The organism is Kitasatospora sp. NPDC127116, from assembly GCF_042677365.1.
GTDB classification, from domain to species: domain Bacteria; phylum Actinomycetota; class Actinomycetes; order Streptomycetales; family Streptomycetaceae; genus Kitasatospora; species Kitasatospora lactacystinica.
In genome coordinates this window covers 1-12225 of record NZ_JBHXTL010000204.1, presented here as the reverse complement: position 1 = coordinate 12225, position 12225 = coordinate 1, and the positions used below count along the sequence as shown (strand labels likewise).

The 12225-nt window shown below is 75.0% G+C and carries 11 protein-coding genes; 5 read left to right on the top strand and 6 right to left on the bottom strand.

From position 1 onward, the window contains the following. The 4 genes from ACFVHV_RS41375 to ACFVHV_RS41360 form a co-directional block, all read right to left on the bottom strand. On the bottom strand, positions 1-786 hold a 786-nt coding region (locus ACFVHV_RS41375), incomplete at its 3' end, for an SAF domain-containing protein (RefSeq protein ID WP_380358713.1). Positions 787-929: 143 nt separating this feature from the next. Then, the gene (locus tag ACFVHV_RS41370) at positions 930-1877 is read right to left on the bottom strand and encodes a hypothetical protein (protein WP_359913269.1); all 948 of its coding nucleotides are present in this window, start codon (positions 1875-1877) and stop codon (positions 930-932) included. Further along, on the bottom strand, positions 1871-2494 hold the full coding sequence (locus ACFVHV_RS41365) for a hypothetical protein (protein WP_359913272.1): 624 nt from the start codon (positions 2492-2494) through the stop codon (positions 1871-1873). The genes ACFVHV_RS41370 and ACFVHV_RS41365 overlap by 7 nt, the downstream gene beginning before the upstream one ends. Positions 2495-2631: 137 nt before the next feature. Then, complete coding sequence (locus ACFVHV_RS41360; protein ID WP_359913273.1) at positions 2632-3522, bottom strand: hypothetical protein; 891 nt, start codon at positions 3520-3522, stop codon at positions 2632-2634. A gap of 117 nt (positions 3523-3639) precedes the next feature. On the opposite strand from ACFVHV_RS41360, the gene ACFVHV_RS41355 reads away from it, so the two are divergent. The 3 genes from ACFVHV_RS41355 to ACFVHV_RS41345 all read left to right on the top strand — a co-directional run bounded on the left by ACFVHV_RS41355 (position 3640) and on the right by ACFVHV_RS41345 (position 6234). After that, a complete protein-coding gene (locus ACFVHV_RS41355) occupies positions 3640-4140 on the top strand; it encodes a pyridoxamine 5'-phosphate oxidase family protein (protein WP_359913276.1) in 501 nt (166 codons plus the stop codon). 74 nt (positions 4141-4214) lie between these two features. After that, positions 4215-4667, top strand: a complete 453-nt coding sequence (locus tag ACFVHV_RS41350; RefSeq protein ID WP_359913279.1) for a MaoC family dehydratase — start codon at positions 4215-4217, stop codon at positions 4665-4667. Between the two features lie 364 nt (positions 4668-5031). After that, a complete protein-coding gene (locus ACFVHV_RS41345) occupies positions 5032-6234 on the top strand; it encodes an MBL fold metallo-hydrolase (RefSeq protein WP_380358716.1) in 1203 nt (400 codons plus the stop codon). 88 nt (positions 6235-6322) lie between these two features. Here the strand turns inward: ACFVHV_RS41345 and ACFVHV_RS41340 are convergent, their stop codons facing one another. Together ACFVHV_RS41340 and ACFVHV_RS41335 are read right to left on the bottom strand one after the other, a co-directional pair. Beyond that, entirely contained in the window at positions 6323-9043 is a 2721-nt protein-coding gene (locus ACFVHV_RS41340; protein WP_380358708.1) for a DUF6493 family protein, read from the bottom strand. After that, entirely contained in the window at positions 9040-10425 is a 1386-nt protein-coding gene (locus ACFVHV_RS41335; RefSeq protein ID WP_380358706.1) for an SWIM zinc finger family protein, read from the bottom strand. Before ACFVHV_RS41335 ends, ACFVHV_RS41340 begins: the two co-directional genes overlap by 4 nt. 137 nt (positions 10426-10562) lie before the next feature. Between ACFVHV_RS41335 and ACFVHV_RS41330 the strand changes: the two genes are divergently transcribed. Beyond that, a complete protein-coding gene (locus tag ACFVHV_RS41330; protein WP_380358703.1) occupies positions 10563-11471 on the top strand; it encodes an acyl-CoA thioesterase in 909 nt (302 codons plus the stop codon). A 98-nt stretch (positions 11472-11569) separates the two neighbouring features. Beyond that, the gene (locus tag ACFVHV_RS41325) at positions 11570-12220 is read left to right on the top strand and encodes a TetR/AcrR family transcriptional regulator (RefSeq protein ID WP_359913286.1); all 651 of its coding nucleotides are present in this window, start codon (positions 11570-11572) and stop codon (positions 12218-12220) included. Positions 12221-12225: the final 5 nt, after the last annotated feature.

Sequence of the window (12225 nt, the reverse complement as noted above, 5' to 3'; positions counted from 1 at the left end):
GGCGGCGTCCGAGGGCGCACCGCTCGGCGCAGGGACCGGCGCGGCGCCGACGCCGGGGGCACCCGCCGCACCGCGCGGCGCGAGCAGCACCTGGATCCGCCCGCTCGCCACCCACTGCGCCAGCCGGGGCCCGTCCGCGGTACCGACCGCCACGTCGATCACCTGGCTGCCGTCGGTGTCCACCCTGCCGACGGTGATCACCGTGGCCGACAGCGAGTCGGCCCGGCCGTTGTCGGGGGTGAAGACGACGACCAGCTGCACACCGGGCTGGAGCCGGCTGGCGGGCAGCTGGGTGCGCTTGGCCGACACCCCGACCACGATCTGCCCGGGCTGCACCGACAGGCCCTGCGCGAGGTCGGAGCCGGTGAGCATCGCACCGCGCTTGAGGTCGGTCGCGGCCCGCATGCCGACCGCCTTCGCGCGGTCCTGGGCCGACACCGGGCGCAGCGCCGGGTCCCCCGCGATCCGGGCGACCACCAGGTCGTCCTCGGTGATCACCTGCCCCCACGGCACGTCCCGGGCCAGCGCCAGCACCGCGACCCGCTGGCCGGTGCTGTTGTAGAGCACGGCCCCGCCCAGCCCGCCGGCCGCGATCAGCGCGACCGCCATCGCCAGCACCGCCGGGCGCCGCCGGCGCGCCCCCATGGTCCGCCCGGGCGCGTGCGGCGCCGCCCGGCCCCGGCCCTTGCCCGGACCTGTCTGCTCCGGCTGCTCCGGGAGCGCCACGGACGCCGCCGCGCCCGCGGAGGTGCCGGATCCCGGCGTCGCGAACGTACGGTTCTCCACCGGGTTCCGCCCTTCCCTCGTTCGTCTCTGGCTCGTCCGGCTGGTCGTTGTGCGAATCGCCGTACCGGCACGGTCACTTGTGTGCGGTCACTTGCGGGCGATCACCTGCGGGTGATCACCGGAGCTCGGTCACCGGACCGCGCTCAGTTGAGCACCTGCATCTCGGCGACCCTGAGCTCGAAGGGCTTGCTGCTCTGGTTGATGCCCGGGATCGTGAACTTCCGCGGGTTCGGCCCTCCGGTGACCACCACGGCGGCCTCCCAGTGCATCGTCACCGTGGCGCTGAAAACGCTGTTCTTCTCACCGGCCGAGCTGGTCCTGAACTCGTAGCCGCAGTCCGGGGACTTCGCGTCGCCGTACTTGGGGTCGTACGGCGTTCCGGTCGTGGTGCAGGAGGTCTGGAGGTGCGCGCCGAAGCTCCAGTCCGCCTTCAGCAGCCGGGGCGTGACGGTGACCGAGATGCCCCCGACCGACGCGCTGCCCGGTGCGGGCAGCGCGGCGTCGTCCGCCCAGAGCCAGACCGGGGCGTTGACCACCGCCGTGGTCTGCGGAGCGGCCCGGCCCACCGGCGGCCGGAAGCGGACCTGGTCGTAGGCCCGCTGGATGGCCATGGCCTCCGCGTTGACGTTCTGCCCGCCCGGCGCGGTGGCCTCGAAGACGATCTCGGCGCCGCCCTGGCCGCCGTCGGTCTGCGGACAGACCTTGGTGTAGAGGGAGCCGTCCTTCGGGTCGTGGCCGTCCCACGCCGGGTCGCCCGCGGGCGGCGGGTTGTCCAGGGCGCGGAAGTAGCACCCCTTGTCGCTGTTGAACCAGCCCAGCTGGGGGTCGTGGCAGGCCCACGCGACCTCGTGGTAGCTGCACAGCTGCGGGCCGGTGTCCGAACCGCCGCCACCGCCGGGCTTCGGTCCGCCGGGCGACGTGGTCGATCCGCCGGAATTGACGTCTATGCAGATGACGTTCGGGTAGCACTGCTCGGCGCCGCCGCTCGGCGGTTCGTCCGCGGTCGCGTTGACGGCCGAGGTCAGCAGCAACCCGGCCGACATCGACGCGGCGATCGCGATTCGCCGGGCCGGTTTCCGCGCGTTCAGCATGTCCGGTCCACCTCCCGTTTGAAGTCGTAGATCAACCAATGTGCCTGGAACCAGCGCAGGGAAGCGGTTCCGACGTACCGGTTCAGACGTGCTCCGGGATCCTTGGCGGCCCCGGTGACGGCGTCGACGCGGTGCCAGCCGGACAGGTCGACGCAGTCCTCGATCACGGCGGTCTGCGGATCGGCTTTCAGATCAATGACCTTGACCACCGCGGAATTGCGCGGCGTCCCGGTCATCACCACTTTGGCGTCGCGCAGTTGCCGGAGGCCGACCAGGCTGTCGGACAGGGCGCGCCCGGAAGAGTACTGCTCAAGTGCGTAACCGTCCGAATCCGAACGTCCGAAGACCTGGGCCTGGGCCTGCCACCAGTCCTGATAGGTCTTCAGGGCCAGCCGTCCCATGGCCCCTTCCGGACCGCTGGTCGGCGCGATCGAGCCGTTTACCGAACCACCCGAAGGAGTTAGCGGGTCCACTCCCGCGACAGTGGGCGCGGCCGACCCGATGCGATCGACGGAACCGCCCGCACCACCGCTCGCACAAGCACCGAGCAGCAACACCAGAACCGCCCCACCGACTCCAACCGCCCCAGGGCGCAACACATTTCCGCGCTGCCGCATGGCCCCACCTCGTTGCGACCGACCTGATCCGTGATCCACGGCCGCCAGGAGAATTCCGCCGTCCCACCGGTGTTTCCGCTGGGGATCGATTCTTCGCCAACCCACCCCATCACGGCAACACCTCAGGCCCCCTGACCTTACGCGGAAGGAGGTTCCGTCGGGGCGCTTTCCCGCCACAGAACGGCCAACAGTTCCTCGGAAAGCGACAATCCGGCCAATGCGCCCCGAACCGCGGCCCGATTGCGCATCAGGAGCCGCCCGGCGTGCGGCGGAACGAGCAGGCGCGCGCCAGGCGCACCCGAACTACCGGACACTTCCCCACCGTCCGTCAGCGCGGCCACGGCCGGCTGGAGATCGAGCGGGGCGACGGCCGCGGGGGCACCCGGGACGCCCTGGCGCAGGACGGCGGTCAGGGCCCGGCTGAACGAGCCCTCCCCGCCCGGCAGGACGGCGTCCCGGCCGCGTCTGCCCGGGGCGTAGCGGCTGCCCGGGGAGTGGCGGCCGATCCGGCCCCACAGCGGAACCCTTGAGTAGCTCAGCAGTTCGCCCGCACCGTCCTCGCCGCGCTCCAGCGCCGCCCAGGCGTCGCGGTCGACCACCGCGTCGACCAGCAGCAGCGCCTCCTCCTGGTCCCCGTGCACCATCGCGCTGACCACCCAGTCCCAGGCCAGGCCCCGGCGGTAGGCGTTGTCGGCGGTGCTGCCGGCGGTGACCAGGGCCAGCCGGCGTCCGCGCGGATCGACCACCAGTTGGCCGACCAGGCAGACCAGCAGCCAGCGGCCGGGGTGCTGGGCGGCGTCCCGGACGGCGGTGAGCATCGCGTTGGCGTCCGCGTCCGGCGGCACCGTGGTGACCCGGCAGCCGGCCGCGCCGGTGTCGAAGCACATCCCGGGCAGCACGTCGGCGAGCAGCCGGGCGCCGTCCGCCGCGAGCGCCGCACCCCCGAAGGCCCGGTCGGGCCCGCCGTCCGCCCCGATCACCACCAGATCGACCCCGCCCGCCATCCGGCCGTCCCCCTCCTGCACCATTTCTCCACCCGCCGGGCAGGCTACCGCCCCGAACGGTCGCCGACGGGGCTCCCGGCCCGTCCGCTCAGGGACCATGGGCCCTATCCGTGCGCGCACCGACCGAGGACGATCGGACGCATGGAGCGTGAGGACCGTGTGGAGACCCTGAGCGAGGCCGAGTGCCTGCGGCTGCTCAGCACCGTGCCCGTCGGGCGCGTGGTGTACACCGAGCACGCGCTGCCGGCCGTCCTGCCGGTCTCCTTCGAGGTCCTGGACGGGCGGCTGGTGCTCGCCGTACGCCGGGGAAGTGCCACCGCGCGCGGGCTTGACGGCACGGTGGTGGCCTTCCAGGCGGATCTGCTGGACCCGGTCACCCGCACCGGGTGGAGCGTGCTGGTGCACGGGCGGGCCGACGTGGTGAGCGACCCCGAGCAGGTCAGACGGGTGCTGCGGTCCGGTCTGCGGCCGTGGGTGGGCGATCCGGAGCCGCTGTTCGTCGCGCTGGTCCCGGAGCTGGTCAGCGGCCGCCGGCTGTTCCCGACCGGGCCGGGCGTCCCGGGCCGCCGGACGCGCCGGCAGCCGAGCACCGGGCCGGTGGGCGCCGGGCCCGTGAACACCGGTTTTCCGTTCGGCTCCTGACAGATACCGGTGGGTAGGCATACGCTTCCGGCGTCCTGACCCCTCCCCGGGCCCGTCCCCACCAGGAGCGCACCGTGACGACCTTCGCCTCCCTCGCCGAGCTGACCGCCGCCGTCGGCACCGAGCTGGGCACCAGTCAGTGGCACACCATCGAGCAGCGGCGGATCGACCTGTTCGCCGAGGCGACCGGTGACCACCAGTGGATCCACGTGGACCCGGAGCGGGCCAAGGAGAGCCAGTTCGGCTCGACCATCGCGCACGGCTACCTGACCCAGTCGATGATCCCGGTGCTGGCGAAGGAGTGCTACGCCGTCGAGGGCGTGCGGATGGCACTGAACTACGGCTCCGACAAGGTGCGGTTCCCGGCGCCGGTGCCGGTGGGCACGGCGATCCGGGCCACCGCCGAGCTGCTCTCGGCCACCGAGGTGCCGGGCGGGATCCAGGCGGTGGTGCGGTTCACCGTGACCAGCGAGCGGAGCGCCAAGCCGCACTGCGTCGCGGAGACGATCACCCGCTTCTACGCCTGACCCGGGCCGGGGCCCGTGCCGGGGCCGCCGGGTCGGGGCCGGGGCCGGGGAAGTCCCCCCGGGGAGGGAGCGGGGCGGCGCCCGGGCACCGGCCCGCGCCGCCCTGCCGGGTACGCCGATTGGACCGCGCCGGGCTCTCCACCAGGTCCGGACGGCCCATGGCGAGTAATCTCCGACGAGATGGTTGTCGTATCGCAGCAGCCCACCCGCCACTGCGCTGCGCGCCCCGGCCCGCCCGGTAGCCGTGACCGTCCCTGGAGGAGCCGTGCCCCGCCCCGCCCCGTGGTTCTCCCGCCTCGCCGGTCTGTCCGCGCTGTTCGCCCCACCCTCCGCCGACCCCGCCGCCGAGCGCGCCGTACCCGGGCTGGCCGGACTGCCCCGGGCCGCCTGGCACCGGATCCGGACCGACGCCTTCGGCGCCGAGCCCCGGGGCGAGCGGCTGGCCCGCATCCGCCGCTCCCCGCAGTTCGCCGACGGCGCCTTCCGCAACCCGGTGCCCACCCGCCGCCTGGTGTACGAGCGCAGCCCGCTGGAGATCACCCGCGCCCAGCTGGCCGGGGACAAGACCCGCCGCGCGCCGACCGCCGCCGTGCCGGTGCACCGGCTGCTCCCGGGCGACCTCGCCGCGCCGCCGGAGTCCGGGCTGCGGCTGACCTGGCTGGGGCACGCCACGGTCCTGGCCGAGATCGACGGACGACGGGTCCTGCTCGACCCGGTCTGGGGCGAGCGCTGCTCCCCCTTCTCCTGGACCGGCCCCAAGCGGCTGCACCCGGTTCCGCTGCCGCTGTCCGAACTCGGGCCGGTGGACGTGGTGGTGGTCTCCCACGACCACTACGACCACCTCGACATGGGCACCGTCCGGGCGCTGATCGGCACGGGCGCGGTGTTCGCCGTCCCGCTCGGGGTCGGGGCGCACCTGGAGCACTGGGGCGTACCGGCCGCGCGGATCGTCGAACTGGACTGGTGGGAGTCGGCCGAGGTCGCCGGGCTGACGCTGACCGCCACGCCGGCCCGGCACTACTGCAGCCGGGGACCGCGCACCAGCACGCTGTTCCTGTGGGCGTCCTGGGTGGTCGCCGGTGGCGGGCGGCGGATCTTCCACAGCGGGGACACCGGCTACTTCCCCGGCTTCGCCGAGATCGGCCGCCGGTTCGGCCCGTTCGACGCGACGATGATGCAGGTCGGCGCGTACAGCGAGTTCTGGCCCGAGGTGCACATGACCCCCGAGGAGGGCGTGCGGGCGCACCTGGACGTGGGCGGCGAACTGCTGCTGCCGATCCACTGGTGCACCTTCAACCTCGCGCTGCACCCCTGGGACGAGCCGGCCGAGCGGGTGGTCACCGCGGCCCAGGCGCTCGGCGCCCGGCTCGCGGTGCCCCGTCCCGGCAAGCCCTTCGAGCCCGCCGCCCCGCCCGCCCTGCGCCTGTGGTGGCGCGCCGTCGCCGCCCCGCGCGGCATCCCGCCCCTGGCCGGCGAACGGCCGCAGGAGGAGGCGGCCGCGGGGGCGGCCGAGGCGCGCGAACAGACGACGACTTTCAGCGAACAGATTTCAAAATCTGTTCGCTGAAAGTTGTCAGCCGACATCTGTCCGCCATCAGCCGACACCAGCCCGCCATCAACCGACACCGGCCCGCCGCCGACCGGCATCCACCCCCTCAGCCCGCGAGCACGTCCCGCAGCGCCCGGGCCTCCTTGACCACCCGGCCCGATCCCCCGCGCTCGGCCGCCGCCGTCACCTCGGCGACCGGCCCGCGGGCCCCGGTGCGCCGGGCGCAGTCGGTGGCCAGCGCGATCAGGTCGCCCAGCCCGCGCGTCGACGGGTCGGCCTCCCCCAGCAGGCCCGGCAGGGCCGCCGCGAGCACCGACCAGACCGGCGCCCGGGCGCCGGTCTCCGCCGCCGTGGTGAGCGCCGCCCCGAGCCGGCCGGCCATCACCGTGCCGCAGGCCACCAGGGCACCCAGCTCACGGCCGAGCAGCGCGCCGTCCAGGTCGCCGCGCGCGGCGAGCACCAGCAGGGCGTCCACCGCCGCCGTCCGGTCCTCGGCGTGCCGGGCGCCCAGGCCGTACGCCAGCGCGAGGTGCAGCGCGAGCCCGGCCGGGCCGCCGGCCTCGGCGAGCAGCGGGAGGTAGCGGGCGGCGCCGCGCTCGTCCCGGTCGGCGCCCTCGGCGAAGGGGTCGAGCCAGCGCGCGGCCAGCTCCTCCCGGTGCCAGGGGAGCATCGCGAACCAGTGCGCGACGGGCCGCCAGGTCCAGCCGTGCACCTTGCGGGCCCGGGCGACGCTGGGCTCGGTGCCGTCCAGCAGGGCCCGCGGCTCGGCCGTGAGCCGCTCGCCGCCCGGCCCCTTCGGTCCGGCGCCGATGCCCGGCTGGGCAACGGCGATCCGCTCGACGTCCTCCCACCAGCGGTCCCCGTACGCGTTGGTGCGCCGCACCCCCTTGCCGGGCGCGAACAGGACCCGCTCGGACGGCTGCCCGGGCAGGCCGCCGGTGCGCAGCCAGTGCGCCAGCCACCGCCCGGCCGGGGAGGTGAGCGCCTCGGCGGCCTTCAGCACCGCCTCCTCCACCCGCACGTCGACCCGCAGCAGGGCCTGGCACAGGTCGGCCTTTCCCGGCGTGACGCCCGCCGCCTCGTACCCGGCGATCCGCTCGACCAGCACGGCCGCGTCCATCGCGCCGGTGGCGTCGGTCGGCGTCGCGAGCAGGTACGGCAGCCGGGCCTGGTCGACCTGCCAGGCGGCCTCCTCCAAGCGGGCGGCGAGGACGGCCCCGTGCACGGTGGTGTGCGCTCCGCGCAGCACGGAGCGGCCCTTGCGGCCGAGGTAGTCCCAGACCTTCCACGGCGGCGTCTCTCCGGCCACCGCGGCCACCACGTAGAGGATCTCCCGGGGCATGCAGTCGCCCCCACTGTTGGTGCCGTTCCACGGGTGCGCCCGGCGGACCGGCTCCACCGCCTCGGCCAGCGCCTTCCGGTCCAGGTGGGTGAGCCGGACCAGCCCGTCCAGCACCCGTTCGAAGTCCGCCACGGCGGGCTCGCGCGCGGCAAGCAGGGCGGACAGCTCCTCCGCGAGTTCCACCGCCGAGCCGATCGGCGCGCCGAGCGGGCGCGGTTCGGGCGCGGGCGGGAGGAAGGCGTTCCACCCGGCGTCCGGGTCGTCCTCGTCACCCCCGACCGGCGCGCCGAGCAGGTCGCCCGCGCGCCGGTGGTGGGCCGGGTTCAGGGCCTCGGCGGCGGTCCGCAGCTCCGCCACCACCGCCTCCCCCGCCGCCTTCAGGTGCCGGGCCACCACGTTCAGCGCCCGTTCCTGGAGGGCCGCGTCGGGGTGCCCGAAGGCCTCGGCCGCGGCCAGCACCACCGGGCCGGAGCGGTCGGGCGCGCGCCGGGCCGCCTTGTCCAGCCAGGCCAGCTGGGCGCGGACCAGCTTCTTCTCGGTCCGGAAGAGCACCACCGCCGAGGCCTCGGGGAGCACCTCGGGCTCGATCAGGCCGGCCTCGTCCAGCCCGGCGAGCACCTCCTGGGCGTGCCCGGCGAGTACCGACTGGCCGTCCAGCAGCGCCACCAGGTCGCGCACCCGGGCCGCGTACTCGGCAGGCGTCGGGTCGAGCGCCCGCAGCACCTCCAGGAAGGCCCGCTGGTCGCCCGGTTTGCCGCCGCGCAGCAGCCGGGCCAGGCAGCGGTCGAGCAGTTCGGTCCGGTCGACCGCGCCGGCCGCGGCCAGTTCGCCGATCGCCTCGGTCCAGACGTCGCCGGGGCGCGGGCTGTGCCGGAACGTCAGCGGCCAGCTGATGTCGGCGAGTTCGAGCAGCTCGGGCAGCAGCACCGGGGTGAGGGCGTCCTGGCGCAGCTTCTCGGCCAGCGTCGGGCGCGCGCCGCCGCTGCCGAAGTCGTTCACGCGGTCCATCCAGCCCCGGACGAAGGTCTCGCCGCGCGGCACCTCGCAGCCGGTGCGCCGGACCACGGCCTCCATCATCGGGTACATCGACCAGCCCTGGTTGCGCGCCGGCCGGGCGGCGAGCCGGGTGACCACCTCGACCTGCCACTCCGCCGGCTGCGCCTCGATGACCTGGTGCAGCACGGAGTTGCGGGCCCACGGGCGGTCGGCGAAGTCGCTGCCGGCCAGCCAGACGGCGGCGCCGGCCGGGCCGGCGTGGCAGCCGGCCCCGGCCACCAGCAGTCGTCCCCTGGTCTCGGCCGCCTCCCGCGACCAGTCCTGCCGCAACTCCTTGCGCAGTTCCTTGAGGGCGGCCAGGCCGGTCCGCCGCTGGGCCGGGTCCAGGGCGGCCAGCAGCTCCGGTATCCGCGCGAGCCGTCCGGACCGGACGGCCGTCAGCAGTTCGTCGACCGGCCCCTGCCGGTCGGTACCCGTCGTCGTGCTCACGCTCCGGCCCCCTTCGCCCCCGCGGCCGACTCCCGCACCATCCCGACCGCCAGTGCGTGCTTGCACGGCCCGCGTCCGCCCCGGTACTTGCCCCACCACAGGCAGGTGCAGCTCAGCCGTCCCGACGCGTCCGTCCGCACCCGCTGGATGTGGTCGTCCACCGTGACGACGGCCGTCGCCCCGCCCTCCTCCAGCCGGACCGCGCCCGCCTCGACCAGGGCCCGGGCGGCCCGCAGCCGGGGGTTGGCCGCCTCGGCCCGCCCGGCGGCGTACGGCAGCTGCCGGTGGAAGTAGGCGGCCTCGGCGGTGTCGTAGCCGATCTGCCCGGCGGTGCCCAGCCGGGTGAGCGCGGCGCGGACCCGCTCGGGGCTCAGCCCGGACTGGGCGGCGAGGTCCCCGACCTCGATCCGGGGCTCCCAGGCGAGCAGCACCGCGATCAGTTCGGCGTCCCGCTCGGCCGTCCCGGTGGCGAGCGAGTCGAGCACCCCGCCCTCGCCGGAGAAGCCCCGGGAGGCGTCGGGCGAGAGCGTCAGGGTCAGCCGCATGCCGGGCAGCACCGCCTCCCAGGCGGAGGCGGTCGGCTCCCCGGCCGCGACCGGCCCGTACACCCGCAGGGCGAGCGCGTGCCGCAGCACCCGCTGGAGCGCCACCAGCCGCTCGGGCCCGGGCAGGCAGACCGCGCCGGGCACCGGCCGGGTGGTCGGCCGCAGCGTCGTCCCGGCCGGGACGACCCAGCCGGCGCCGGCCCGCCCGCCGCGCCCGGCGCGCGGCAGCGAGCGCAGGAACCGGACCGCCTCGGCGGCGGGCAGTTCGGCGCGCGGCTCGAAGCCGGCGGCGACGACCTGGGTCTCGGCGAAGCCGCGCAGCCAGCGCTCCGGCAGCGGGACCTTCTTCTCGACCAGCGGCCCGTCGAAGCTGGTGACCTCCAGCGCGTCCGGCCCGACCGCGAGGTGCAGCGGGTCGGCGGGGCCGATCCTGGTCAGCGCCTCCCGCAGCGGGTTGTTGACGTCCACGTTGGTGGTGCCGTGGCCGATCTCGTCCCCGTCGAGCCCGGCCCGGAGCACGTCGAGCCGGGCGTAGACGCCGCAGCAGCCCGAGAAGGACTCGAAGCGCAGCCGGTCCCCGTTGGCGGTGACCACCGGGTCGAGCGAGGCGCGCAGCTGCGGCTGGTAGTAGCGCGCGGCGGCGACGTCCGCGACCGCGAGCAGCGCGGCGGCGGCCGGCGCCGGATCGGCCAGGAAGCCCGCGAAGAAGCGCGGGTTGGCGGCGGATCCGAGCGGGGTGGCGCCGCCGGAGGTGGCCAGGTCGAGGCTGCGTCCGTCGGCGCCGTCCAGGACGGCCGAAGGACGCAGATAGGCGTACGCGTGTGCGGATTGCGTCATGCCGAGCACGCTAGGTGAGGGCACTGACAGATCCGTGGGCCACCGGCTGAAGTGAAACGTGTTCTATCCGATTTCCGAGCACCCGGACGTTACCCGGGTCATATCGCCATACGGTTGGCTTCTGCCACTATTGGCCCGTGACAGACCTGACTGAACAGCGCATCCCGGCCGAACAGGAGCCCAGCCCGGCCACCTCGTTCGCCGGGCTGCTGGAGATCGAGCAGCTGAACGAGAACACGTTCCGGGGCTACTGCCATGCCGGCGCCCCGATGCGCGCCTTCGGCGGCCACGTCGCCGCGCAGGCGCTCGTCGCCGCCGGCCGCACCTGCGCGGACCGGCGCCCGGCGCACTCGCTGCACGGCTACTTCCTGCGGCCGGGCTCCCCCGCCCGGCCGATCGACTACCTGGTCGAGCGGGTCCGCGAGGGCACGTCCTACACCACCCGCCGGGTGACGGCCCTCCAGCAGGAGCACGAGGTCTTCACCCTCTCGGTCTCCTTCAAGCACCCCGAGCCGGCCGCCGACCGCCAGCGCGAGATCCCGACGCTGCCCCACCCGGAGTCGCTGCCGAACTCCGTCGCCGGGCTGCCCGAGCAGGTCCGCCGGGCGCTCGCCGCGGACGGCGGCTTCCGCGACCTCGACGTGCGCTTCGTCCCGGCGGACACCCCGGGGCTGCCGACGGCCGTCCCCGGACTGCTCCAGCAGTTCGTCTGGATGCGCACCGCCTCGCCGCTGCCGGACGGGGACCCGCTGCTGCACGCCGGCGCGCTGACCTACCTGTCCGACCTCACCCTGGCCTCCACCGCCGGGCTGAACAAGCAGCCGAACTTCTTCCAGCGCACCGAACCACCCCGGCTGCTGATGGCCTCGCTGGACCACGCGATGTGGTTCCACCGCCCGTTCCGGGCCGACCAGTGGCTACTGTTCGCCCAGCGCAGCCCGTCCTCCTCGGACGGCCGGGGCCTGGCGCTCGGCGAGTTCTACGACCTGGACGGCCGGCTGGTCGCCTCCGCCGTCCAGGAGGCGCTGATCCGCGACCCCTCGTGACACCCGGCACTCCCGGTACCCCGGTGACCCCAGGACGAACGGAAGGCGGCCGGACGGCGTCATACTCCTGAGCGGCCCCGGCCCGTATCATGGTGCGGGTGACCAAGGTTGACCTGTCACCACGGCCGGTGGAGGCGATGTCTCCGCGTCAGCTCGAACGCCGCGAAAGCCTGATCGCGGCCGCGCTCGCCCTGGTGAACGAGATCGGCGTCGAGCGGATGCAGATGAAGCAGGTCTGCGAGCGGTCCGGAGTCGCCCTGGGGACGGCGTACCGCTACTTCTCCTCCAAGGACCACCTCCTGGCGGCGGCGATCGCCGAGTGGCATCGCCTCCTGCTGGCCGACCTGGTGGCCGAGCTGCGCGGGCCGAGAGCCGGGCCGGGGGCCACCGACCGGGCGGTCCGGTTCGTCCGGGGCGGGATGCGGGCCTACCAGCGGCAGCCCGAACTCGCCCGGCTGAGGGTGGCCGTGGCCGCCTCCACCGATCCGTTCGCCAGCGAGGCCCTGCAAGGCATGGCCCGGGCCGACAGCACCGCCCTGCAAGCCGTGACGACCGAGGTGCCGGCCGCCGCGAGCGACCTGGTGCGGCACATCGTCGCCCACGCCTGGCAGGGCGAGCTGACCGCCTGGGTGACCGGCCGCACCACCCTCGGGGACGCCCGGCGGCGCCTGGAGGACGTGGTGCGGCTGGTGCTGACCCCGTACGAGACGCGGTATCCGGCCCCGTACGAGGTCCAGTCCACCGGCTGAGCGCC